The following is a 22,994-nucleotide window of genomic DNA, read 5'->3' as shown; positions in this document are numbered from 1 at the left end:
CCGTGCCTGCGGCAGTTAGATTGCCGTTGCTCAACGTAAAAATGGACGCTTTGGCTGCGGGATCCCATGTCGCTGCCGACGTGAGGGCGCCAGATCCGATCATACTCAGTGGAAAGGGAAGAAAATTCATAGCCGTTCTCCTTTATGCTTTGCTGCGGGCGTTTGCTTCAGCACACCCCTGGGTCATGCCAACTTACCGGCTGTCTTCAGGAAGTTGAGCGAGGCGTTCATGCCTTTCAGCTCAACCTCCTCTTCCTCATGAGCGACGCCAATCGCCTGCGTGTTGGTGTCGATCGATGCCTTAATCGTTGTTTTCAGAACCACAATCTCCGCCGTCTGCGCGTCCTGCTTAGCGATCAGAGTTGAGAGCAACGACGCCAGATTGGTGTTTGTGTTGGCCGCGGCCGGCGTTGCCGTCGGCGTGGAAACGCCGGGGATAGACGAACCCGTTCCCGGCAGGCCAGACGCGGCCACGCTCCCGGCCAATCCGGTCCCGATCAGCCCCGTGAGCGACGACTGGACCTGCGCCAGGATCGACTGGTAGCCCACGGTCGAGCCGTAATAGTCCTTTGCCGCCTGCAACAAATTGTCGGAATAGCTGGTGATGTTCTGGATCGCGTTGGCGTCGCCGCTCTTGGCCGCGCCGAGCTGCGAGGTGAACTGCGACTGCGCCGCTGCAAGCCGATCGCCCGGCGCCAGCGTGGACCCCGAACCCGCCGTCAGGTTGTCCAGGTACTGCTGAATCCGCTGCATCTGAGCGAGGCGCGCGTCGGCAAGCTGCTTTTCAGCCGCGACAGCCTGATCCGTGAACGTCTTGATGACGCCGAGCCGCTCCGCTGCGAGCGCCTGGTCGAGCAGGAGCAGATTTTCGGGCGAGATGCCCCCAGCAACGGCCGCGTCACGCTCCTGCTTCGCCTTGGCGTCAAACAGCGTGAGAGCCCCGCCCTGCGTGCTGGTGTCCGTGGTGGCGGTCAGAAGGCGCAACTGAAGATTAAGCTTCTGGGTGGCGTCCGCTGCGAGTTTGGCCGCCGCCGCAGTTGCCGCCGCCGCCGCCGCTTCCGTATCGATGAACTCATGGACGGCGTTGGTAAGTTGCGGGAACTCCGCGATCAGATCCTGGAACGCCTGCCCGGTCAGTTTGGCGCCGTTGACCGCGGTCTGAGCGGTCGAGATCAGCCAGCCTTGCAGAACGCCCGGCTGGACACCCTCGGCCGCCAGATCATTGAACTTCTGGATCGCGTCGGTGATCGTGTTGAGGTAGCCGACGCCGGAGTTATTACGAACGTCCGCGATGAGGCTGTTGGTGTCGCTTTCGACTTTCGCGCGCCTCGCGGTTTCTTCGGCCTCTAAAATTGCGGCCTGCTGGCGAGCGATGGCATCGGTGATCCGCGCAGTGCCCACCGCTGTTGCCAGCCCCATCTGCTGAAGCGTCTCGATCAGGCCAAGGCCTTCGTCCGCGACAGCCTTCATCTTCTGCTGGAGGTCCGTCATCACCGGGTTTCCGTTGATGAAGGTTTCGGTTAGACGCGAGACGCCTTGGTTAAAGGTGTTCTGGAGTTGCGCGACGGCTCCAAAATCCTTTGCTTTTGCCGCGGCCATCGCGAGCGTGTCATAGGTGTTGCGGAGTTGGACGATCTGGCTGGTGAGCGGGCCGAGATCAAAGCCCCTTGCCGCACGGTTGAAGGCAACAACCTGGTCGGTCATTCCCTTCCATGCGTCTTGGGCTTGCTTCAGCTCCTCGGCCGCCTTCTTCTGCGCTTCCGAGTTTCCGGTGATGAGTTGCGTCACCAATCCGATGCCGGCTTCCACGTATCCGGTAATGCTTGTTGGATCCTTGATGATATTTGCGATGCCGGCATTGGTCAGTGACTTGCCGAGAGCTGCCGCTGACTGTGTCAGGGATTCCATTGCGCTCTTACCTGACAAGACTCCCTGAACGAAGTCCTGAGCAAAGGTGATTGAGAGGTCCTGTGCAGTTTGTCGGATTTCTTTGATCTGATCGTTGAATCGCATTGCCGCGGCCTCAGGGCTCGCCAGCGCCGTGGCAAGGTCGGGGAAGAGGCCCTTAAGTTGCTGCGCGATTTTGACGTCCTCGGGCGAGAGGAACGTGGTCTGCGTTTCGAATTTGATTTGATCGTGGACACGCGCCAAGGCGAGCTTTTGCGCAGCTTCTCCTGCGCGCGTGCCGAGATCGTCCCACGCTGCCGCGTACTGCTGTAGATTGGTCTTACCGTCGCGCAGCGCCGCGGCCGTCAGGTCGGCGATCACTTTCGCCTTCTCTTGCTCTGCCACGCTGCTGCCGACCGCGCCGGCCTGCGCGTTGGTCTGCAAAATGTATTTCTCGACGCTCTCGGTTGCGCGGTCGAGCGCGTCCTTGGTCGCCTTTATAACCTTGGCATCGGGCAAGCCCAAGCGAGCGCGGTCCTCTTCGGTCGGAGCCTTCCCGTTGATCACGTCAAGGGCGGAGCCAACCGCCTTGAGCGCATTGTCGACCTTCGAGGCAGCCTCAACCGTCTTGATGAGTTGAGCGGCGACCTTCTGCAGCGCCGGGTCGGCCAGTGCGATCTTCGCGACCGCTTCGGTGAACCGGGTCACGTCGGGCGTGCCGGCCTTGAACGACTGCTGAAGATCGACAATCGCATCTTCGAACGGGCCGAACTTTTCGCGCACGGTGTTGGTGCCGCCCCCGAACAGACTGCTGATCACGTCGACGCCGCGGAAGTTCGATGGCTGGGTGACGGCCTTGATCGTGTTGCCCACCTCGTCCCGTAGCTTCTGCTGCAACTCGATCTGTTGCTGCAAGAGCTGAACCTGGGTCACGTTCTTCGATTGCTCGAACCATTTGCGCGTCGAATCCGTGACGCGATCGTAGCTGTCCTTGATCACTCCGAGCAGGCGATTGTGCTCGGCGAACAGCTTCTCTGTGGTCGGCCCTTGCTCCTGCAGATAGTGAAATAAAGCCTTGGCGCCTTCCAGGACCGTTCCGAAACCGATGCCGGCGAGTCCGAGCGTGCCGAGCGTGCCGCTAAGCGATCCAGACAGTTGCATCGTGACGTTATTGATTTGGCCGGCCTGCTGTTGAAGGTTAGACGTGGTGGCCTTGATGCGGCTCGCCATCTCGCCATAGCTAACGCCGGCGCGGTCGGCCATGCTCCTCAGCGTGCCGGTCGCGACGCCGGCCTTCGCGGCCGCGGCGGCCAGTGCATCGCTGGCGCCAGCCGCTTGATCGGCCGCACCGCTGAGGCCCTTTAGCGCAGTCGTCGCGGTTGTGGCCTGCGTTGAATCAACTTTCAGACCCAGTTCGGCCACGTCTGACATCAGCTCAGCCCTTCAATTTCGTGGGCCGCGCGTTGCCGAGGGCGATCTTCGGCGTCAGCTTCGGGCCAGGCGTCGACGGGCCGGCGCCGCTGACGGTTTTGCCGTTGTCGCCGGTAACCTTGCCCGCAATCGCGGCCTGCACTTCGCTCCATGTGCCTTCGGCTGGTTGCGTTTTCATGCAAAATCTCCGCTGGTGAGGTATTCGGCCGCAGCGTCATTGGTGTTGCGGGCCACGAGCAATGAGCCCTTCTGATACTGCGTCGAGAGCGTCGTCCCGCTCGACCTGTTCGTGGCGCCGGACCCGGCAGAGAGCGTCACGGTGCCGCCGCCCATCATGATGAAGCCCACGTTGAAACACTCCGGCAAAGCGCCCGGAACGGTGACGGTCACGTTGGATCCGTCGTCGCAGCGGAGGATTTTGCCATTGTCGTCCAGGCTCAGTGTTCGATCGCCCGTGAAAGGGATGACGCGATCACCACCTGCAAGCATGTTGGAAAGAAAGATTGAGTAATGCGCCAACGCGGACACGGCTCGAACCCTCAAGCGCAGGTCGCCTCGGTTGGCCGGTATTCGCAACGGTGCGCCGTTCAAGGCGCGCGCGATGTCGCCGTCGTCGTACACCAAGCTTGCCTCGCCGGCCGTTGTCACCTCGATGACCCGACCGTACGGAATTACGATTGTTTCGCTGCTGCCTTGAGAGATCGTGCCGGCGAATGTCGTCATTGCAACGCGCTCCTGGAGTTGGCCGGGTCGATCGGCTGACCGGTCACCGGATCGATCTGGAATTCGGGTTCGAGGCCTTCGCGTTCGCTTGCGATGCGGACGATCTCCGCTTCCTCGTCAAACTCGGGACCGAGAATGGATCTCCGCTTGAGCTCGGCGCGCTCGGTCTCGGCCGAGATCACGCCGCGGGTCTGCGCGGAGGCGAGCACTTGGGCCTCTGCCGCACCATTGCCGCCGAGCACTGCAAAGTCGGTTGCAACGTTTGCGGTAGCCGTGTCGGCGACGCCGAGCCATTGGGCGGTGTAGGCGAGACCTTCGTCGAGGCCGTTCTTGAGGGCGAGTGCCCAGGCTTCAATCGCGCTGTGAGCTCGTGAATTGTCGACGCCGGCCGCGGTCGCGGTGACGCCTGCCTTGGGAATCGTCGGCTCCATGGCGAGCTTCGAGAAGACGTCCAGAACCCGCTCGGGGCCTTTTCCGATTTGCTCAACCAGGGAAGCATCGGGGCCTAGCAGTTCCCACTTGGCGTTCCCCTCCATGCTGGGAGCGTACAAAACGGTATGAGGCCCCATCTGCACCTCGGCCTCGCCCGTGGGCTTCGTGAGCCCTTGTCCGGCGAGGATCGGCCAGCCAGACAGGTTCTCGATCTCGGTCTGCCGAGCCAGCGCGCGGAAATACTCCAGCGCCATAATGGCGAGCCCGTAGCTCCAAGGCCGGTTTTCGATGGCTCCCTTGCGCTTGCCGGTGAAGATGCGCACGAAAGGCACTTCTGTCACCGCGCTGAGCACGCCGCTGTCCGTCTGCGCGAAGTTTCCGTCGGCCTGCTGCTGCCACAAGGTCCACCACACGCGGCCGTCGTCCTTGATTTCGACGACGCGAATATGTGGAATACAGCTCTCGGTGAAGCCGTCGGCGACGATAGGTCGCTCCCACCATCGGGCATGACTGACGATTTCGCGACCTTTGACGAACGTGGTGCGGACGTCGATCAGATTCCCGGCCGGGATGTGCACCCAAAAGGGCCTGAGACCCTGGCCCTTTTCTTCGGCCAGCGTCTTGGACCGGCCGTCCGCGCGGGGAATATTGCGCGAAAAGTCTACAAAGAACGTCGCAACGCCATGGCTCACGGCATCGTCGAAGATCGAGCGCGCAAACACGTTGAGATCGTTGCCCTGACCATCGACGTCCTCGGCAAACGTCTTCATGCGCGCGTCCGGCTCGCCTGCGAGCGCCACCGGACTGGTGAAGGGCTTTGCTGTGATGCTTTCCAGCGCGTCGGGGAAGATCGGCCGCCACGGCGCCTCGCGGAGCCTGCGCTTGTGCTTTTCCGGGGTCTCGCACTCAAACTTCGGAAGAAATCTCTCTCCGCAATTCTTGACCGCGTCGTGGCCTTCGGTGACCAGGTCGATCAGCTCCCACTTCTCGCGCATGCACGCGATGTCGGCGGAAACGGTGTCGGGGCCCGCCGGCATCCCGGGAGGCCTGGGCAGGTCGAGCGGAATGTTGATGAACCGAGGCGGTCCGCCGCCGAACAGCGAGCGCCAGAATGACTCCGATGCCACTTAGGCGGCCCTCCCGACTTCGTCCGCCGAGGCGTCGCGCCACTCACGGGCGGCCATGTCGAATACGCGGCAGACCTCGACCTGCTGCCCGTTGATCAGGCGCTGCTCCACCTTCATCGGCAGTTCGCCGTTTCGGGCTTCGCCGACCTTGGCGATGCTTTCGAACACCTCGCGGCTGGTGCCGATGATCTCCCGCAGCTCATTTCGAGCCTTGCCGGTGACCTCGTCGACAACCAGCGCGACTTCCTCGAGATCGGCGATCTCGCTCAGTGCCTCGCCGTGTTCGCGCTGCAGCTGCTCGTGTGCGATGTGCTGCCTTATCAGCGGGTCCACGCCGCTCAGCGCCGGAATGGCATTCACGATCGCCGCCGCGACGGTCGGATCCGTCCTGTGTTCCTTGAGAAACGCCTCGCGCTGCTCGCGGCCCATCATGCGCATGGCGGTGCGGATTTCCTTGTGCTCCTCAATCTGCTCTGGCGTGGGCTTGGCGAGCTTGAGGGAGCCGCGCCTCTCGGCGATGTCAGCCTTGACCTTGTCGACCGCGGCGCGCGCGCGGCGTAGCGCCGGGATCTCATCGGTCACAGCGCCGCGGGCAAGCTGCTCGGTCACCCCCAAGGGCGTGAACTGGCCGGACTTTTCTGTCTCGCCCCGCTTAGTCCGGAGCGTGTCGACCGCGGCGATCGCGCTCTCGTACGATGCGCGAAGCTTTGCGATCGGCGAGTCGTCTGGACCATCATAGACAAATCGGCCGATGCGCTTCTCGGGGCGCTTTCCTGGTGCGATGTGTGACGGGCCAGCCCATTTGGCCTCGTCGCTCGTGAAATAGCGATTTGGGCTAGCCGTGCCGTTCATAATCTGCGCGATGGTTGCCATTTTCAGCCCCAACTGTAGCGGCCGACCAGGTCGGCGCCGGTGATGTGAATTCGGTTGCCGTCGGCGGCGTAGTGCAGCGCCATGCTTGCCGCGGCGCAGACGTCATCGTGGCCCATGGGCGGGTGATCGATGGAATCGCGGCCACCTCTCGCGGTGCGCCGCTCCAGGCCCGCGAGTTGGTTGATCAAGACCGGATGGTCGAGCAGATCCACCTTGCCGGAATTGATGCGGGGCAGAAGCTGCCGGTACAGGTCATTGGTGACCAAATCGGACACGCGATACGTGATCCCGTGCTTTTCCATCGCCTCGCGCGGCCAAACGCCGGCGTACCGGTCACCCCGGGTGGTGGCGATGCCGTAGGCCTTGATCGTTTCGGCGAATTCGCGGCAGACCGAGTCCGGGGAGAACGGCGGTTTGACCTCTCGCACGCAATCGAGCACGGCTATGCCGGTCAGCTGTTCAAAATGCGCTATGGCGAGTGTCATGGAATCGCTGGATCCACCGGAGGGATCGACCGCGGCGACATATTGGATTCCTTCAACCGGCGGCCGCTCAAGGCAGTTCGGCTCTACAACGGCTTCGATCGCTTCCCGTGAAATGAAGGTCTGAACGTCCGTTCTAAAATCGGCGCCGTACTCGGCCGATGCGCTCGCGGCATCGCGAACCATTGCTCGATCGATGACCGACTGAGGGATGGTCGCGTTCATTTCCCGGGTGCTGGCGCGCCACACCATGACGGCGGGATCGTCCTTGCCGAAGTAGGTTTTGTAGGCGTCCCAGAGCGCGCCCCGCTTTGCGTACGGGGACGAGGCACAGAGCAGCACAGAGCCCGGGATCGACGCCATGCCCGGCCGCAGCGCGTCGAGAACGGCATAGTCGGGCTCGGCCGCCTCATCCGTCTGCCAGAACGCGAGCTCATCACACAGCACAGCGACGAACGCGTATCCGCGGGAGGTCCGAAAGGATGCGGTGCCGACCTCGATCGTGACCGAGTTGTTCAGGTCGATGCCGTCGGCGCGGAGCTGGCCCTCGATCATCTTCGCCAGCATGGGGGTGCCGGTGATGATGCCGCGCACGTAGCGCATGATGACGCGAGCCTGCTTGCGATCGGCCGCGATCACCATCACCGTGCCGCGTTCGCCAGGGCCCAGATATTGGCCGTAGGATTTGAAACAGGCGAGGAACACCGCAATCAGCGCGAGAATGAAGCTCTTGCCGGCGCGGCGCCCGCAGATCAGCCAGGCCTCCATGAACGCGCCCAGAGGCAGGTACTCGCGCCCCGTATGTTTACGGTAAGTCGCTTCCTGCTCCGCGGTCATAGGCAGGCCGAACAGCGCGGCGACGAAGGCAAACCACGGCTGCCACGTCGCCGGGTCGCGAAACCAGCGGCCGAACAGCTTCTGATCGTTGATGGCCTCGAGCAGGGTCATGCCGCCGCCGTGGCTCCCTTGAGGTAGTCGGCGAGGTCAGGCTCGGCTTCGGGCTTGCGCGCGGCTGCCTTGCCCTTGAGATTGTCGATCAGGCGCCGGCTCTCGGAGCAGAGGCGGACCATATCGTCAACATTGACCTCGTGGCCGTTGATGATCTGGGCCTGCGCCATCTCGGCTCGGACGGCCAGCGCCGCGGCCTGCTTGACCATCGCCTGATCGCTCGCGGTGAGGCGGCCACCGATTTCATCGGTGTAGGCGGTCACCAGATCGCGGAATCGACGCCCATGTTTCGAACGGGCATCGACGCCGATCACCAACCGTTTTCCGTTGGTGACTGCGGACCTGCCCTGACGGGCGAAACGTTCAACTTGCTGCGGACTAATGTTCGACATTCCGCGAACATGCGCACGCGCGGGCCGCCTGTGAATAGGTCGAGGGGGTGCAGCACCGCGCTCATCGCGGCGTCTTGCGTGCTGATGCGTTCAATGATGGGGATGGGCCGTGCAGAATTATTTCGTCACTGCGACGCGGGCCCCTCAATAATCGCTAAGATGTTCGCGGCGCCCTCTATTTCGTCACGCCTGAGAAGCTCCTCAGCGAGCCTCTGGACTCGGTCTACATTCGCCGTAACGATCCGATGCGCCTCAGCTTCCGCCCAGCCAAGCTCGATTGCAATCCGATCGGGAGCGATGCTGTTCAGGACAGCGCTCATGTCCCCGGAATCGTAGGTGATGCCGTCAGACGCTTCACCCGAGACCAGTTCGGCCGCCCAGCCCCCCATGGCGACGATATTCTCGCGCTGTCGCTCCTCGGGCACCGCGGGATTGCCGGCCGGCGTGTGGTGGGACCTACCAAAGCTCTCGCCCTGCCGGCGGATGGAGACGAGTATTGGTGTGAAGCCTTGCGACCACGCCACAACCGAATGGCCTGCTTCGTGCCAAGCCGTGCGCCTGCGAGACGGTAGTTTGTTCATGCTCAACCCTTGCCACTCATGGCGCGATGCGAGACAGCACGCGCATCACCTGCACCGGCGACCACTGGCCTTGGCCCCGGGCCGTCGGGATGCTGGCAGCGTTCAGCCCATCGGCAAGGGCCTGCAAAGAGGCAGCGCCGCCTTCCTGGAGGGCCTTGATCGTGGGGGCTAGATCCACCGCTCTCTCTGCCGCACGCTTCCCAGTGGCCGCTGCGCCCTTCTTGGCGGCCTTAGCCGTCGGCACGGTGCCGCGGTTGCCACCCAGCTTCTTGCCACGCCGCTTCGCCGCGGCCAGTGCCGCCTTGGTCCTGGCGCTGATCATGCCGGCCTCGAGCTCGGCCACCGCAACCATCTGCTGCAAGAGGAAGCGACCGGTCGCGCCTTCGATCTGGGGCAGGTCGGCGAACCGAACGTCGACGCCGGCCTCCAGCAACCGGGACAGGAAGGCCACCGAGCGCGTGAGCCGGTCGACCTTGCTGACGATCAGCGGACAGCGGTGCACGCGCGCCGCGGCCAGGGCCTTGTCCAGCTCGGGCCTGTCCGATCGCTTGCCAGACTCGACCTCGACGAACTCCGCAACGATCTTCCAGTCGCCACCATTGAGGTAGGTCGCGACGGCGGCGCGCTGCGCATCCAGGCCCAGCCCAGAGCGGCCCTGCTTGGTGGTGCTCACGCGGTAGTAGGTGATGAATGCCCCGGTGTTAGCCATGCCCAATCCCCCATTACAGTGCCGTCAACGTTCGTTGACAGTTATGTAATGGAAGATCGAGCCGCGCAAGTCACGCTTTCGAGATGACCTTAAACGTCCGGAGCGCGGACATTTCCACGACGGACCACTTCCAGTCCGGAAGCGCTGACCAGATCAGCAGATCAGCCCTCGGTCTCGCTTACTTTTTTGCCCCAGGTCAGCCTTTGCGCATGGCGGGCGATCTCGAGCAGCGCGGCGTCCAATTCGGCCTTGATGGCGATGGGCTTATTCCAGCCCGTTGGCTTGTAGACTGGAAGGTCATGGATGCGGGCCCGGTATCTGGCCGCTTCATCCGAGCAGCGCATGTGCAACCCGATCTCTTCCCACCCGACGCAGATCGGGGAGGCCCATGTGTTGGCGTTCTCGGTATTGCTCATGCGGTGGTCTCAGTCTCCGTCACGGTTGATTTTGAACAGGTTGCTTCGCGTCGGCTCGATCGCCCCCTCCCCGCACAAGCGCGCCGCGATCCCGAGGCCGATCATGTTCAAACTAGTCTTGGAGTGCCTACGGGCTTTGTGACCGAGAGCCGCTTTGGCTATGTCGACGGCGCTGGCGCCGGATGGGCTCCGCCTCACGATGGCGAGGACGCGAAGGTCTTGGTCCCTCAAGCTGCGTCCTCCCTACCCGATATATCGATAGTAGTAGGGGTTTCCCCACCATGCGCTGTAGTGTGGGTTTCCCCACCATGAATTGGCTGTTTTCGGTGGGGACTATCCCCCCTGAAACTTGGTGTTTTCCCACACTGGGGTTTTGTTTTTTGCGACTTGGCTGACCTTGCTGCCTTTGAAATGGCGGCCGCCTGCTCAAGCGTCATGATCTGGCGCCATTCGTTGGTGCCGTGCGCGATCTCGCCCTTGCTGTGCCGGTAGGTTAGCCGGAACAGGTTTGGTCGCCGCCATTCAGCATTACCTGCCCGGCCAGGCCGCGTAATCCTGAGAAAGCCGAGCGCGACCACTTCCCGAATGGCCGGCCCAATGGCTTGCCGATCGACCCCATACTCCTGAAACTGATCGTAAGTGACGGGCAGCCGACCATTCTCGTTGCCGCCATGATGGCCCAGTTCGATCTCAACCCGGTCTAACACTCGCCGGCCAGACAGGGTGAGGACGCAGAAGGCTGGCGATTCCAGCATCTCCACAAGTCGAGGCGCAAACTGCCCGGGAATTCGTTTGGCGCTGCTACGGCTCATCGAACACCGCCAGACATTGCGCGCTCCAGCAGCGCTCTGATCGCCCTGTCCATGCAGGCAATTTCGCGCGCGATCAGATCTTCGCTAACCCCCTTTCGACGCATGGCGTCGGCCTGCAGCTTGACCTGATGCGCTATGTGGCGCTCACCCGCGTCGGCACTGAGCTCAGCGGCATACCGCGCTTGGCGGGCGATCATGTCTCGGCGCCTGGCCAGCGGAAACGGGAAAACCGCAGCACTCACTTTTCACCCGCCTGCTCGAGGATGCGGTGAAAGGCTGCCCGCGGCACCTTGATCAACTTGCCGATACGGATCGTGGGCAGATCGCCGCGTTTGGCAGCCTCGTAAGATGCGTTACGCGTCAGGCCGAGCAGCGCGCCAGCTTCTGGCACATCGTAAACAAGGCGGGAGTCGTGATGGTTGTTATCATCGCTCGTCATTGTCAGGCCCTTCTTTCGTGTGAATTACACGAAAGATACGCGTTCGTCTTTTGTCCTGCAATGATATTCTTTACAATCACACGAAAGATGGACTAGGACTTCCTAGTCATGGCCAGTCTTGCGAGCTTCCACCGAGTTCTTGCCCCCCTGCTGGGGTTCTCTGAGGCCGCCCTTTACGAACGCCAGAAAGCGCTCGTGCGGATCGGAGCACTTCCCAAGGCCACAGGACGTGGATGGGCGAGCGGCGGAGCGGCTGCAACTCCGGATTCGGTGGCTTGGATACTCGTGTCAGTACTGGCGACAGATAATCTTTCGGAAGTGCCGGAAGCGACGCCAGCTCTCGCCAACTGCCGGATCGGAACGAAGCGGCGCGGCCCTTTCGCGGCGGAGACAGGCTTCAAAGATGCAGTAGCACAGGCCCTCGCTGACGCCGGGCTCGCACGAAAGATCACCTCGATCAGAGCCGTTCGCAAGCTCTACGGCGGCTCGATTGGGCTCGAGAATGGGCAGGGCGTCAACTTCATAGGGCTCGCTGATGCCCGGCCTCCTGCTCTCTTGACCGTCGAGGCGAGCTTGTTTGGTGGCGACGATCTTGTCGCTTTGGCGCAAACGCTGGAGGCACAGACATGACAGGCCATATACGCCCCCGTGGAGACCGCACATGGGAATTGAAATACGACGTCGGCACCGACGCCGCCGGCAAGCGAAAGACGCGCTACGCCTCGTTTAAAGGCAGCAAGCGCGAGGCGGCGATCGAGCTCGCCAAACTGATTGCCGCGGCCGCCGCCGGCGAGCAAGTTGACCCCACGCGGATGACGGTTTCTGAATTCCTCGATCGCTGGTTACGCGATTGGGTGCCCGGCAATGTGTCGCCCAAAACCGCCGAGCGATATGGCGAGCTGCTGCGGCTTCACGTCCGCCCCCATCTCGGCGTCGGCCGTGTCCAAAAGCTGCGCGCGGTCCACCTGACACAGTTGTACGGCAAGCTAGGCGCGTCACTTGCGCCCCGGACGGTCGGCCATGTTCATCGAGTCCTCCGGCAGTCTCTCGGTCATGCGATGGATTGGGACATTCTCGCCACCAACCCGGCCGCTCGGGTCAAAGCCCCACACGTCGACCAGGAGGAAGTGGAAACTCTCACAGCGGCCGAGATCCGAGCCGTCCTGGAGAAGGCGCGCGGCCGCCCGATCTACCAGATCGCGGCGCTGGCGCTCGCAACCGGCATGCGGCGCGGTGAGTTGCTTGCCCTCCGCTGGCAGGACATTTCCTTGGATCGATCCCAGATCACCGTGGCTCGATCTCTCGAGCAAACCGCCCAGGGCCTTCGGTTCAAGCCACCAAAGACGCGACACGGACGGCGAACAATTACCCTGCCCGCCTCTGCGGTCGCGGACCTGCGATCGCATTGGAAGGCGCAGCAGGAGCTGCGGTTGGCGCTCGGCGCCGGCAAATCTCCACCAAGTTCGCTGGTTTTCGCGGACAGCAACGGCGAGCCGCGAAAGCCAAACGCCGTCACCAAGGAATGGCAGCGCACCGCTGGCATGGCGAAAGTGACCGCTACATTCCATAGCCTTCGACACACGCACGCCAGCCAGTTGATCGCGGGCGGCATCGATATTCTGACAGTGAGTCGCCGCTTAGGGCACGCCTCAGCAGCAATCACCATGAACGTGTACGCCCACCTGATCCCTCAAACAGACGAGCGGGCAGCAGCGGCGATCGAGACTGCGATTCTTGCCACCGGATTTGCCACCGGACAGGCAATTACGGAACGTGATTAACGGCCATTCAATGAGCGTGGTTACTGGATTTTCTTAAATGAAATCCGACGCACGGTGACAACTCGGTATTAGGCGCAACAGCCGAGAACGCCTTTCAAGACCGGTGCCTTAAACCACTCGGCCACCCTTCCGGACTTTGAAATTGTTTAGCTTTTCGTCGCTTGGCAGAGAACATTTAGAGGACTCTGCTACCGCTTTGCTACCCAACGTCGTCGGTTCGCTTCTTTATGGCGGCTCGCATGGCGTCGTCAACCGCCGCCGCCGCCCCACCCTGCATGTTCGGCATCAGGTGGCTGTAGATGTCCATCGTGATCGCGATTGAGGAACGGCCAAGCCGCTCCTGCACGATCTTGGGATGGATATTCGAGGCCAGCATGTGGCTGGCATGGCTGTGCCGGAGACCGTGCAGCGTGACCTTCCACTCCTTCAGGAACTCGGAAACCGTATGCGTCAGGCTGCGAGGCTGGAGCGGTGAACCGTCCGCCTGGGTAACGACGTGCCAATCACCATCTCCGCGCACGCCGAGGCGCAAGAGTTCCTCAGCCTGCAGGACACGCCACCGGCGCAACTCCTCAACGGCCATGGCCGGCATTGCAATGGTGCGCGCGCGGCCGCTCTTGGCTTCCTTCTCGCGTATCGCGCCGGCGTCGGTCTGCTCGGTGCTGGCAATGACGGCAAGCTGACCGGTCTCAAGGTCGACCGATCGCCACCGGAGGGCGGTAATCTCGCCCCTGCGGAGCCCGCAGAGCGTTGCCAAGATGAGCGGGATAAACAGGCGACGCTCCCGGGCGGCATCAAAAGCCGCTGCTGTAGCGTTCGGATCAATGGTCCTGACGGGCTTGCGTTCGATCTTGGGCCGATCTCGCTTCTCGAGCAGCGCGGCGGGATTGCGGGGGATCAACCGCCAGCGCTCGGCCTGTCCAAGAGCCGAAAACAAGACGCGGTGCATGTGGTGCACGGTGCGGGGGGACAAACCGCCCTTCCCGTCCCGGCGGCCGTTTTCCAGCGCCTTGCCGTAGGCCTCGCTGATATCGATCGGCTGGAGCTTCGAAAGGATCTTGGCGCCGAGCAGTGGGCCGAGGTTCTTGGTGGCGATCTGCTCATAGCGCTCATGGGTCCGCGGCGAGACGTTCGGCTTGATGTGCTTTAGCCAGCGGTCGAGGAATTGCAGGACCGTGACCTTGGAAGGCTCGACGTAGCCGCCGCCGTTCATTTCGGTGATCAGCCGCGCGCATGCGTCCTGCGCCTGCCGCTTGGTGCCCTTGAAGCTGTGCCACTTGCGCTTGCGCTTGCCGGTAGCCGGGTCGCGCTGATCAAGGATGATGGCCCAATGGCCGGGCGAGCGTTCGCGGATGGAGCCCTTCATTTATCATTCCCCTTTTTGCCAATCAGAGCTTCGTAGAAGTCGACGAGCTGGCTTTTCTGAGCGTTCAGTTCCCGCGCTCGCCGCTCGAGCTCGACGATCATTTCCCGAGCCGCGATCTGAGCGACTTCCTGCATCTCGAGCCGCGTAAAGGACTCCGTCAGCCGCGCCTCGATCTCGTCCGTTCTTGTGCGGCCGCTCTTTTCCCGGGCAGCGTCGATTTTCTTAAGGAGCTTCGCGCCTAGCCGGATGCGCAAATGCTCTTGATCCTTTTCCGCCATTCCCGTGCTCCGTTGGTACGACAAGGGATGACATAGCACGGAGCTTCGGGATTAGGAACAGAAAAGTACCATGTGGGTACAAAAACGTTCTTGCAGGGTAGCAACGAAGCAGCCAGCTTTCGGTAGGTACGATTTTGTACCACAAGGAGCTGAGCAATGACGGAGAAGGCGCTTACGATCAGCGTACCCGAGGCCGGGCAGCGCTACTTTGGCCTTTCGAGGAATGCGGCCTATGCCGCCGCAGATCGCGGGGAAATCCCCACCATCAAGATCGGGCGGCTGCTGAAGGTGCCGGTCAAGGCGCTGGAGCAGATGCTCGAAAACCCGCGCAAGACGGAGGCCGCATAGATCATGGCCTCAAAAATGGAAAACCCCGCGCTGGCGGCACGGGGTTGTCCGGTAACTGTTCAGGCGGACGGCTCGAACAACCCGGAATATGCTCTCGCCACCCTTCGCAAGCAATACCTCGCTGAGATATTCGCGTTGCCCGCCCAAACCGCCGTCATGATCGCGGAGCTCGCTTTCGGTGAGGTGCGCCAATGAGCCGCGAAAAACTCCCAAATCGCCGGCCGAACGAGACGCAAGAGTTCGAGCGCGACGGAATCCGTGTGATCCTCACCACCGGCTATAGGCCGGATGGAGAGGTTGGCGAGATTTTCCTGAACGCCGATCGGTCCAACAGCATGCTCGACGTGCTCATGTCTGACGCCGCAATCATCGCCAGCCTTGCGCTGCAGTACGGCGTTTCTCTGCGGCAGATCTCCCATAGCATCAAGCGCGACAAGTTCGGGATTGCGTCGTCTCCAATCGGCGCTGCCCTTGACCGCATCTCCAAACCGGAGGCGCTGTAATGCACATCAAAGCCCTAAAGCAGCAAATCGATTGCATCCGCGATCATGGCCTCGAGCACTATGCGCGCGGAGAGCAGGAAGAGCTTGCCAGGAAATTCCTGGAAGCCGCACGCCTTATTCAATCAAGCAAGACAGCCGGGTTCTTGGCGTCCCTGGTGCCCTCCAATCCCAGGGGGACTGCATGACAAACTGCATTCTCGGTATCGATCCCGGCGCTTCCGGAGCGATCGCGTTCTATTTTCCCGGCCATCCCGAACGAGTGGCCGTGGAAGACATGCCGATCGCGGCCGGTGAAGTGGACGCCGTGAACCTCGCACGGCGCATTGCCGCTATGGCGCCTGATCTCGTCTTCCTGGAGCGGGTCAATGCCATGCCAGGACAAGGCGTCTCGTCCACCTTCAAGTTCGGGCGCGCTTATGGCGTAGTCCTGGGGGTGATTGGTGCGGCGGCAATTCCCTTACACCTTGTGACGCCTTCCAAGTGGAAGGGGCATCTCCGCCTGTCCTCGGACAAGGAGGAGGCTCGCTCACTAGCGCTAAGGCTGTTCCCGGCTTGCGCCGACCACTTCAAGCGCAAGAAGGACCACGGCCGCGCCGAAGCCGCCCTGATAGCCCGCTATGGAGCCGAAACCTTGCGTCTGATCGGGGGTGCGGCATGAGCCATCCCCTCATGGTCTCCGACCCCAACATCCGAAAGCAACTGCAGCTCGCCGGCCTCCGCTTCATGTGCAGCCGCGCGCGCTGGCTCGAGAGCGAGGCTAAGATCCTCGGCATCAGCCTCAAGAACGGCAATCTTTCGACTGCGGAGGTGGATTCTCGACTCGAGGAAATGGGTGTGCTGCACATCGTGTACCCGGAATTGATGGTGTGCGAATGACGGTGCACGCGCTCGACGTAGAGGCCGAGGTTGCCGCCTTCCGGCAAGAGCAAGACAGGGAGACGCGCGCGCGCCGCGCCAGGCTCAAGTATCCGGTACGCACCATTCAGGAGCTGTCGTTCCTGCCAAAGCCTAAGAACTGGCTTGTGAAAGGGCTCCTCGCCCAAGGCGAAACGTCGGCATGGATCGCGCCGCCCGGCGGAATGAAGTCGGCTTTAATGGCAGAGCTGACCATGTGCGTTGCGAATAAGCAGCCGTGGCACGGCCGGAAGGTCGATCACTGCTATGGCGTGATGTACTTCGCCCTGGAAAGGTCCGACCTCGTTCACCGCAGGCTGATGGCTCACTGCATACGGATGGAGCTTTCGGAAGACGACCGCGACCAGATGCCGGTTATGATCTGCCCCGGCATGGTCGACCTTACGGCGGCCGATAGCGTTCCGCATGTGATGCAGAGCATCAAAGAGCTGAGCCAGGAGTACGGCGTCGGTCCCGGCCTGCTAATCTTTGACACCTTCGCCAAACTCATTGCTGCCGGCGGAGGTGATGAGGACAAAGACAAGGACCAGGGCAAGGTTTTTGCAAATGTCCAGCGCATCAAGGACGCCTGCCATGGCCCGCACGTTGCTTTGGTCGGTCATACAGGCAAGGACGAGACCCGCGGCTCCCGAGGCTCCAACGCCTTCCTGGGGGACGTTGACGTGATGGTGACGATCGCCGGCACCGAGGTGAAGACAGCCACGGTGCTCAAAGCCAACGATATGCCGGAAGGCCCGCTGTTTTCCTTTAAGTCGAAAGTACATGAGTTCGGCTTGGACGAGGACGGAGACCCGATCACGGTCAACATCGTTGAAGCCGCCGACGCGCCGGCCCCGCCGTCTCGGTCGCCCAAGCTCTCATCCAATCAGCAGACGTTCTATCGCCTGCTCTATGATGCGGGGGACGCTGGCCTGACCCTTGAGGAGTGGAACAACGAGGCAAAGGCAGTCGGCCTTGGCGCCAACCGCAAAGCAACCCTGCACGACCTCCGCAAAGCCTTGGAGGATCGATCCATGGTCAGGGAGTGCGGCGGTCGTTGGAAGGTGAACCATGGCTGATGCTCAATCTGCGAGCCAGGGCGAATGCGAGAGATCAGAACCAGCTGCGGGGACTGAGAAAGCATGCCTGTTTGCCGCGGTCCCAGACGAACTCCCCACCGCCGCAAGGTGGACGGGGGCGGGAGGTCACCGGGCATTCGTTCCGAACCTTGGCTCCCGTGCCCCAGCCGTCAACGACGCAGGCGCCACCGCTTGTCCTGTGACAGCCTTCGCCGCAACCCCACGCCGCCTGCGCTTCGCCAGCAAAGATAGCAAGGGCAGTCACGAGCATCGCCAACTGAATACTTTTCATCATCGTGCTCCTCGAAAGACGTCCAGAGTGCACCAATTTGGAGATGTTCGAAAGCCGGCACTTTCGCCCAGGGGTTCGGTTACGGGTTACGGCTCTCTAAAGAGAGCCGAACCGTAACGTAACTCCGTAACCGGTCTGAACCGTAACCGTAACGTAACCCGAACCGTAACCCGTAACTGAGGAACCGAAGACTTGGAAAGGACCCCAACAGCGGCCGGAGCAAGCGGCGAGACCGTTGCGGCTGTCGCCTTGCGAGGCGCTGGCAGGATCCAGCGGCGAGTTTGGCGAGCTTTCATGGCTCTGCCCGAAACCGAACTTACAACGGCGGAATTGGCCGCCTGGTGCTATCCACAATCCAGCGGCAAGCCTGATCGGCATCAGCGCCGAGCGATCGTCCGAGCAGCGGCACGAATGGCTCAGCGCGTTCGGCGCGATCGTCCTGGAGGCGTCGTTTTCCGGGCCTTTGGTAGCAAAGCGGTAGCAACGACACGTTCAGACGTGAGAGAATTTGAGTCGGCTCAATAGTTTAGCGGCTGACAAGCACCGGTTTGGCAATTCGGTAGGAGGCAAAATGCGGGCTCTGACGATCGCAATTCTTTCCCTCACGGCAGGGCCGGCTTTGGCTCAACAGCCCAAGGGGGACGTCTTCCCGCCGAAGCTAGACGGCGTGGAGTATATCCTCCGCTACGGCAATGCACCTCGGCCAGGATGGCATGACGGGCTGAAATACTCTGACAAGACCAAAGCCGAATGCGAACGCCGGCTGGCCTCGATGGAGCCGCCGTCGGTCTGCATGGTGCGGGAGCAATTGGATATCTGATGTCGAATGAGTTTGTTACGACTGGGGGCCTAAGCGGTATTGCTCTCGGGCTTCTCTGGCTTTGGCGAGCAGCGGACTCGTGGTCGCAGTTTTGGTATAACCTCGGCATCCCTTTCATTCTCTGCCCTTTGGTGGGCGGCTCCATCGGTTGGCTGGTTAGCGTTTTGATTGGAGCCAAGTGAGCCACTCTCGCGAGGATCCGCGCAAGTGTCGGCGCATTTCACAACTTTAAAGACCGCGAATCCCTCACCATGTCGATCAGTACTCTTTAGTGCCATTAAGCCTTTGATCCACAACACGTTTTTTCTATCTTCGGATTCCCATCAGACCTATATTGATCGCACCAAATCACTCACTGGTGCGAACCAAGATGCCCGAACAAACGTCCGATCACTTCACCGAGCGAGCCGTCTTCAAGTGTTCGCCTGAGCTGCTTGATGTAATCGACCGCTCGGCGGCTGCGAGCTTCACCACCCGCTCCAACTTCCTCCGCGATACCGTCGTTGAACGGCTCCGGCGGGAAGGTGTGATCCCCTCCCCGCGTGCGACTGTGGCGGGGGCTGCCCAATGAGGATCATTCACAACAAGCTGTACGAAGACCTCTGCGATGAGGTCAGCCATGGCAGCCCATCAGACGCGGTCGCGTTGCTGTTGTTAGGCATCGCCCAGCGGATCGAGGATTGCCGCGCAAATCCCGTAAAACTGACGGACCTGGTGTCCATCCTGCGAGAGAACCCGGACAAGCTGACCAGGGCCGTTCTCCGTAAGAATCTGACGGTGGTGCAGTGATGCGCAAACTGATCCTCGCAGCGCTTATCCCTGCCCTACTAGCGCGCCAGCTTTCGCCGCCGGTACCATCCCCGGCATCAGCATGACGCAGCAGCTTGACGAGTTGGCCAAGCCTCTTGTCGGCGGGAAACTTTACCTCATTCAAGCTGGCACCACGGCTACGCCGCAGAATTGCTATCAGGACACGGGGCTCACCCTGCCCTGGCCCAACCCTGTCACGCTCGATGCTGCCGGCCGTGTGCCTCAGCTCTTCTGTGCTGACGGCAACATCAAGATCCGCCTCACCGACAAGAACGGCGCTCAAAAGCTCGTTCAGGACAATCTGCTGATCGTCGGTCCTTCGGGCGGTGGCGGTGGTGGCGGCACGGTAGACCCAACCACGATCTTCCAAACCGGCGCCTTCATGCAGTTCTATGGGACCGGCTCGCTCACGGGCTGGGTTCGCTGCAACGGCAAGACGATAGGCTCTGCAAGCTCCGGCGCGAGCGAGCGTGCGAACGCTGATGTGCAGGCGCTGTTCCAGTATCTCTGGGGCGCTGATGCAAACCTTGCTGTAAGCGGTGGCCGGGGCGCCTCTGCAGCAGCGGACTGGGCAGCAAACAAGCTGCTGACGCTCCCTGATTGCCGCGGTCGTGTTCTGGCTAGCCTCGACGACATGGGCAACACGGCGGCTGGGCGGCTCACAGCGACTTACTTTGGCGCAACAGCCATCAACCTCGGGGCTGCTGGTGGCGACGAAAAGCACATTCTAACGGTGAATGAGCTTGCCGGCCATCGCCATTCGGTGACGATGAGCGATCCGGGCCATACACATCAGTACCAGTACTACGGCACAGCGGCACGCCAAGACGGCACGCAGGCCGCGACTGTTCAGAGCCAGCTTGTGACGGGAACCACAGGGGCATCATTTACGGGCATCGTGATCCATTCGATTGACAACGTGGCTAATGCCACGGACCCGGTCGGCCTGAGCCTGCCGCACGCGGTCGTGCAGCCGACGATCCTCGCGACAACCTTCATCAAGCTCTGAGTTCAGCAGACACTGAAAGGATGCACCATGACGAGCCGACACCTTCTGGCACAGACCGCGTTCGCCAAACGCAATCCCGAGTGGAACGATGACCTTCGCGGGGCCAATTTCGCCATCGCGCACGCGCGTGGGATGGTTTCCGCGGGCAAGCTGACGCACAAGGAATACAAAGATTATGAGGCCCATCTCTGGCACGAGATGCTCGACAAAATGCCAATGGACGTTTTTTCCGAGATGCAAGCGGACGGCTCGCTTAACGATCTGGAAGCGTTGGCGCGCGGTTATGAAGATGACCGCGATTCCAGTGACGTGATTGACAGCCGGAAGGCGGTCGAGCGGAAGGTCAAGGCTGATGCACTCGAACAGAAGTGGCAGGACGGCACTATCGATAGCAAGACGTACGCGCAGCTTTCCCGTGATCACGTTGGCCGGAGCGAACGTCTGGACGACATGATCGCAGATGAGGATCACGAGGGGGCGGCTGTCGAGGCATTCGGTAGCCGATACGACACTCGGCCCGACCATGACAACAAGCTCGTACGCTACCTCAACGAAAAATACGGCAACACAAAAAACCCGGACGGCAGCAAAGTCGAGCCCTTCTCGTTGAAACGAGATGATCGCTCGAGCTGGGAGAAGGCGACCGACAAAAACGGTGTCACCGATCTCGACGCGGCAGAGGCGTTCGAGCGGGATGAATCTGACGGCTGGCACCCGGGTGGCTATGTCGATCATGAGACCGTGCTCAATCCCGGATTGTCTTTCTCCAACAATCCAAACCAGAGCGGCGAGGATTGATGGCAGAGCAGGACGCGAAAACCGGCCGGTTTCTGCCGGGCAACAGCGGCAATGGTGGGCGCCACAAGGGCGCGCGCAACAAGCTGCATGCCGATTTCATCCAGGCGCTGTTGGACCACTTCCACATGCGGGGCGGTGCGCAAAACGCGGCCGAACTTCCCCGCGGCCAGGCAGCTATTGAGATCGTCTACCGTGAGAACCCGCGCGATTATTTGAAGCTGATCGCGAGCGTGCTTCCCAAGGAATACACCATCGAGGACAACCGGTATGACGACGTCGGCGACGAAGAGCTCAGGGAAATCATCGACGACTTCCGCCGAAAAGCATTTGAGCGAGAAAGAGGCCAAAGCGCTGGCGAAGGCGCAAGCGGAGCTAAACCGGCGCTTAACTGAGAACCGGCTCAAGTACTACCGGCCGTATGCGAAGCAGCGGGCCTTCCACGAAGCCGGCGCAACCTATCGCGAGCGGCTATTCCGTGCGGCCAACCAGGTTGGCAAGACGATTGCTGGCGGCTTTGAAGCGGCAATGCACGCGACCGGCCGCTACCCGGATGACTGGACCGGCAAGGTATTCGATGAGCCCACCTTCGCGTGGGTTGGCAGCCCCACCGGTGAAACGTTGCGAGACAATCCGCAGCGGATCCTGCTTGGTCGCGTGGGCCAGCACGGTACCGGCTCGATCCCGAAAGATGCGATCGTGGAGACCGTGCCTGGCGCTGGGGTGTCCGACCTCGTCGGCACCATCATTGTTCGCTGGGGCGGCGGCGGCGACGTCCAGGCCGGTCATAGCTCGATCGGTCTCAAATCCTACGTTCAGGGCCGCGAGAAATGGCAGGGGGAAACCCTGCATTGGCTCTGGTTCGATGAGGAGCCTCCGGAGGACATCTATTCGGAAGGCCTGACGCGAACCAACGTCACACAAGGACCGGTCTGGCTGACCTTCACGCCCCTGCTCGGCATGTCGGACGTGGTGCGCCGCTTCCTGCTCGAGAAGTCTCCAGACCGCAACGATACCTCGATGACGATCGAGGAAGCCGAGCATTTCACGCCGGAGCAGCGGCAGAAGATCATCACCAGCTACCCGGCGCACGAGCGCGACGCCCGAACCAAGGGCATTCCGATCCTGGGCTCCGGCCGCATCTTCCCGGTCACCGAGGAATCGATCACGGTCGAGCCGTTCGAGATCCCCACCCACTGGCACCGGATCGGCGGCATGGACTTCGGCTGGGATCACCCTTTCGCCGCGGTGGAGCTCGCCTGGGATGCTGATCAGGATGTCGTGTACGTGATCAAGGCGCACCGGCTGCGGGAAGCAACACCGGTGGTGCACGCTGGCGCCATCAGGTCGTGGGGGCCCCTGCCCTGGGCATGGCCTCGAGACGGCCGCCGGGAGACGCTGGAGGGCGCTGGCGTCGCGCTTGCGGAGCAGTATCGGGCCCAGCAGCTCAACATGCTCGACGTCCACGCGCAGTTTCAGGACGGATCAGTCAGCGTCGAGGCGGGGCTGATGGACATGTTGACACGGATGGAAACCGGCAAGCTCAAGGTGTTCAGCAGCCTGCTCGACTGGTTCGAGGAATTCCGGCTATTCCACCGGAAAGACGGCAAGGTCGTGAAGCTGGGAGACGACCTTCTGTCCGCCACCCGGTACGCCATGATGATGCTGCGCTTTGCCGAGCAGATCTATCGGCGGGACAAGCCGCGGCGCCGGCGGGGCTTCTTCTGGGGTGGTGGGCACGACGCGACCGCCTGGTTGGGCAGTTAG

Annotated in this window: 30 protein-coding genes; 15 read left to right on the top strand and 15 right to left on the bottom strand. The window is 61.8% G+C overall.

Going from position 1 to position 22,994, the window contains the following annotated elements:
• Positions 1–183 precede the first annotated feature (183 nt).
• The 13 genes from C7G41_RS24210 to C7G41_RS24155 all read right to left on the bottom strand — a co-directional run bounded on the left by C7G41_RS24210 (position 184) and on the right by C7G41_RS24155 (position 11,252).
• Complete coding sequence (locus C7G41_RS24210; protein WP_106944870.1) at positions 184–3,318, bottom strand: hypothetical protein; 3,135 nt, start codon at positions 3,316–3,318, stop codon at positions 184–186.
• A 4-nt stretch (positions 3,319–3,322) separates the two neighbouring features.
• Positions 3,323–3,496, bottom strand: coding sequence for a hypothetical protein (locus C7G41_RS37425; RefSeq protein ID WP_158268028.1), 174 nt, complete (start codon positions 3,494–3,496; stop codon positions 3,323–3,325).
• Entirely contained in the window at positions 3,493–4,041 is a 549-nt protein-coding gene (locus C7G41_RS24205; RefSeq protein WP_106944869.1) for a hypothetical protein, read from the bottom strand. The genes C7G41_RS37425 and C7G41_RS24205 overlap by 4 nt, the downstream gene beginning before the upstream one ends.
• Entirely contained in the window at positions 4,038–5,600 is a 1,563-nt protein-coding gene (locus C7G41_RS24200) for a DUF4055 domain-containing protein (RefSeq protein ID WP_106944868.1), read from the bottom strand. The genes C7G41_RS24205 and C7G41_RS24200 overlap by 4 nt, the downstream gene beginning before the upstream one ends.
• Positions 5,601–6,473, bottom strand: coding sequence for a hypothetical protein (locus C7G41_RS24195; protein WP_146159797.1), 873 nt, complete (start codon positions 6,471–6,473; stop codon positions 5,601–5,603). It lies immediately after the preceding gene.
• Between the two features lie 2 nt (positions 6,474–6,475).
• Positions 6,476–7,903 carry a hypothetical protein gene (locus tag C7G41_RS24190; protein WP_106944866.1) on the bottom strand — a complete coding sequence of 476 codons (1,428 nt, stop codon included), beginning with the start codon at positions 7,901–7,903 and terminating at the stop codon, positions 6,476–6,478.
• Complete coding sequence (locus tag C7G41_RS24185) at positions 7,900–8,220, bottom strand: hypothetical protein (protein WP_106944865.1); 321 nt, start codon at positions 8,218–8,220, stop codon at positions 7,900–7,902. Before C7G41_RS24185 ends, C7G41_RS24190 begins: the two co-directional genes overlap by 4 nt.
• A gap of 200 nt (positions 8,221–8,420) precedes the next feature.
• Positions 8,421–8,876, bottom strand: coding sequence for a hypothetical protein (locus C7G41_RS24180; RefSeq protein WP_106944864.1), 456 nt, complete (start codon positions 8,874–8,876; stop codon positions 8,421–8,423).
• 16 nt (positions 8,877–8,892) lie between these two features.
• A complete protein-coding gene (locus C7G41_RS24175) occupies positions 8,893–9,585 on the bottom strand; it encodes a recombinase family protein (RefSeq protein ID WP_106944863.1) in 693 nt (230 codons plus the stop codon).
• Between the two features lie 161 nt (positions 9,586–9,746).
• A complete protein-coding gene (locus C7G41_RS24170; RefSeq protein WP_106944862.1) occupies positions 9,747–10,001 on the bottom strand; it encodes a hypothetical protein in 255 nt (84 codons plus the stop codon).
• Between the two features lie 227 nt (positions 10,002–10,228).
• Positions 10,229–10,813: a hypothetical protein gene (locus C7G41_RS37015; RefSeq protein WP_146159795.1), complete on the bottom strand. Its 585-nt coding sequence runs from the start codon at positions 10,811–10,813 to the stop codon at positions 10,229–10,231.
• On the bottom strand, positions 10,810–11,055 hold the full coding sequence (locus C7G41_RS24160; RefSeq protein WP_106944860.1) for a DUF6074 family protein: 246 nt from the start codon (positions 11,053–11,055) through the stop codon (positions 10,810–10,812). Before C7G41_RS24160 ends, C7G41_RS37015 begins: the two co-directional genes overlap by 4 nt.
• Positions 11,052–11,252: a helix-turn-helix domain-containing protein gene (locus tag C7G41_RS24155; RefSeq protein WP_106944859.1), complete on the bottom strand. Its 201-nt coding sequence runs from the start codon at positions 11,250–11,252 to the stop codon at positions 11,052–11,054. Before C7G41_RS24155 ends, C7G41_RS24160 begins: the two co-directional genes overlap by 4 nt.
• Positions 11,253–11,360: 108 nt before the next feature.
• On the opposite strand from C7G41_RS24155, the gene C7G41_RS24150 reads away from it, so the two are divergent.
• Entirely contained in the window at positions 11,361–11,882 is a 522-nt protein-coding gene (locus C7G41_RS24150; RefSeq protein ID WP_106944858.1) for a hypothetical protein, read from the top strand.
• A gap of 38 nt (positions 11,883–11,920) precedes the next feature.
• Entirely contained in the window at positions 11,921–13,033 is a 1,113-nt protein-coding gene (locus tag C7G41_RS24145; RefSeq protein WP_245446662.1) for a site-specific integrase, read from the top strand.
• Between the two features lie 199 nt (positions 13,034–13,232).
• Here the strand turns inward: C7G41_RS24145 and C7G41_RS24140 are convergent, their stop codons facing one another.
• Together C7G41_RS24140 and C7G41_RS24135 are read right to left on the bottom strand one after the other, a co-directional pair.
• On the bottom strand, positions 13,233–14,399 hold the full coding sequence (locus C7G41_RS24140) for a tyrosine-type recombinase/integrase (protein WP_106944856.1): 1,167 nt from the start codon (positions 14,397–14,399) through the stop codon (positions 13,233–13,235).
• Positions 14,396–14,677: a hypothetical protein gene (locus C7G41_RS24135; RefSeq protein WP_106944855.1), complete on the bottom strand. Its 282-nt coding sequence runs from the start codon at positions 14,675–14,677 to the stop codon at positions 14,396–14,398. The genes C7G41_RS24140 and C7G41_RS24135 overlap by 4 nt, the downstream gene beginning before the upstream one ends.
• Positions 14,678–14,833: 156 nt before the next feature.
• Between C7G41_RS24135 and C7G41_RS24130 the strand changes: the two genes are divergently transcribed.
• The 13 genes from C7G41_RS24130 (at position 14,834) to C7G41_RS24060 (ending at position 22,994) form a co-directional block, all read left to right on the top strand.
• Positions 14,834–15,025 carry a helix-turn-helix domain-containing protein gene (locus tag C7G41_RS24130; RefSeq protein WP_106944854.1) on the top strand — a complete coding sequence of 64 codons (192 nt, stop codon included), beginning with the start codon at positions 14,834–14,836 and terminating at the stop codon, positions 15,023–15,025.
• A 3-nt stretch (positions 15,026–15,028) separates the two neighbouring features.
• Entirely contained in the window at positions 15,029–15,220 is a 192-nt protein-coding gene (locus C7G41_RS24125; protein WP_106944853.1) for a hypothetical protein, read from the top strand.
• On the top strand, positions 15,217–15,528 hold the full coding sequence (locus C7G41_RS24120) for a ribonucleotide reductase (protein WP_106944852.1): 312 nt from the start codon (positions 15,217–15,219) through the stop codon (positions 15,526–15,528). The genes C7G41_RS24125 and C7G41_RS24120 overlap by 4 nt, the downstream gene beginning before the upstream one ends.
• Positions 15,528–15,713, top strand: coding sequence for a hypothetical protein (locus C7G41_RS37010; RefSeq protein WP_146159793.1), 186 nt, complete (start codon positions 15,528–15,530; stop codon positions 15,711–15,713). The genes C7G41_RS24120 and C7G41_RS37010 overlap by 1 nt, the downstream gene beginning before the upstream one ends.
• Positions 15,710–16,186 (top strand): hypothetical protein, encoded by a 477-nt coding sequence (locus C7G41_RS24115; RefSeq protein ID WP_106944851.1) that lies wholly within the window; start codon positions 15,710–15,712, stop codon positions 16,184–16,186. Before C7G41_RS37010 ends, C7G41_RS24115 begins: the two co-directional genes overlap by 4 nt.
• Positions 16,183–16,404, top strand: coding sequence for a hypothetical protein (locus C7G41_RS24110; RefSeq protein WP_106944850.1), 222 nt, complete (start codon positions 16,183–16,185; stop codon positions 16,402–16,404). The genes C7G41_RS24115 and C7G41_RS24110 overlap by 4 nt, the downstream gene beginning before the upstream one ends.
• Positions 16,401–17,501, top strand: coding sequence for an AAA family ATPase (locus C7G41_RS24105; protein ID WP_106944849.1), 1,101 nt, complete (start codon positions 16,401–16,403; stop codon positions 17,499–17,501). The genes C7G41_RS24110 and C7G41_RS24105 overlap by 4 nt, the downstream gene beginning before the upstream one ends.
• An 863-nt stretch (positions 17,502–18,364) precedes the next feature.
• Complete coding sequence (locus C7G41_RS24095; RefSeq protein ID WP_106944848.1) at positions 18,365–18,613, top strand: hypothetical protein; 249 nt, start codon at positions 18,365–18,367, stop codon at positions 18,611–18,613.
• A gap of 567 nt (positions 18,614–19,180) precedes the next feature.
• A complete protein-coding gene (locus C7G41_RS24080) occupies positions 19,181–19,402 on the top strand; it encodes a hypothetical protein (RefSeq protein ID WP_106944845.1) in 222 nt (73 codons plus the stop codon).
• 82 nt (positions 19,403–19,484) lie between these two features.
• The gene (locus C7G41_RS24075; protein WP_106944844.1) at positions 19,485–20,432 is read left to right on the top strand and encodes a hypothetical protein; all 948 of its coding nucleotides are present in this window, start codon (positions 19,485–19,487) and stop codon (positions 20,430–20,432) included.
• Between the two features lie 27 nt (positions 20,433–20,459).
• On the top strand, positions 20,460–21,230 hold the full coding sequence (locus tag C7G41_RS24070; protein WP_106944843.1) for a hypothetical protein: 771 nt from the start codon (positions 20,460–20,462) through the stop codon (positions 21,228–21,230).
• The gene (locus tag C7G41_RS24065) at positions 21,230–21,622 is read left to right on the top strand and encodes a hypothetical protein (protein WP_106944842.1); all 393 of its coding nucleotides are present in this window, start codon (positions 21,230–21,232) and stop codon (positions 21,620–21,622) included. Before C7G41_RS24070 ends, C7G41_RS24065 begins: the two co-directional genes overlap by 1 nt.
• Positions 21,558–22,994, top strand: a complete 1,437-nt coding sequence (locus C7G41_RS24060) for a terminase large subunit domain-containing protein (RefSeq protein ID WP_106944841.1) — start codon at positions 21,558–21,560, stop codon at positions 22,992–22,994. The genes C7G41_RS24065 and C7G41_RS24060 overlap by 65 nt, the downstream gene beginning before the upstream one ends.

The sequence above is a fragment of the Bradyrhizobium sp. MOS002 genome (assembly GCF_003020115.1).
Taxonomy (GTDB): domain Bacteria; phylum Pseudomonadota; class Alphaproteobacteria; order Rhizobiales; family Xanthobacteraceae; genus Bradyrhizobium.
The sequence above is the reverse complement of the archived record's forward strand: the minus strand, read 5'-3'. Positions and strand labels throughout refer to the sequence as shown.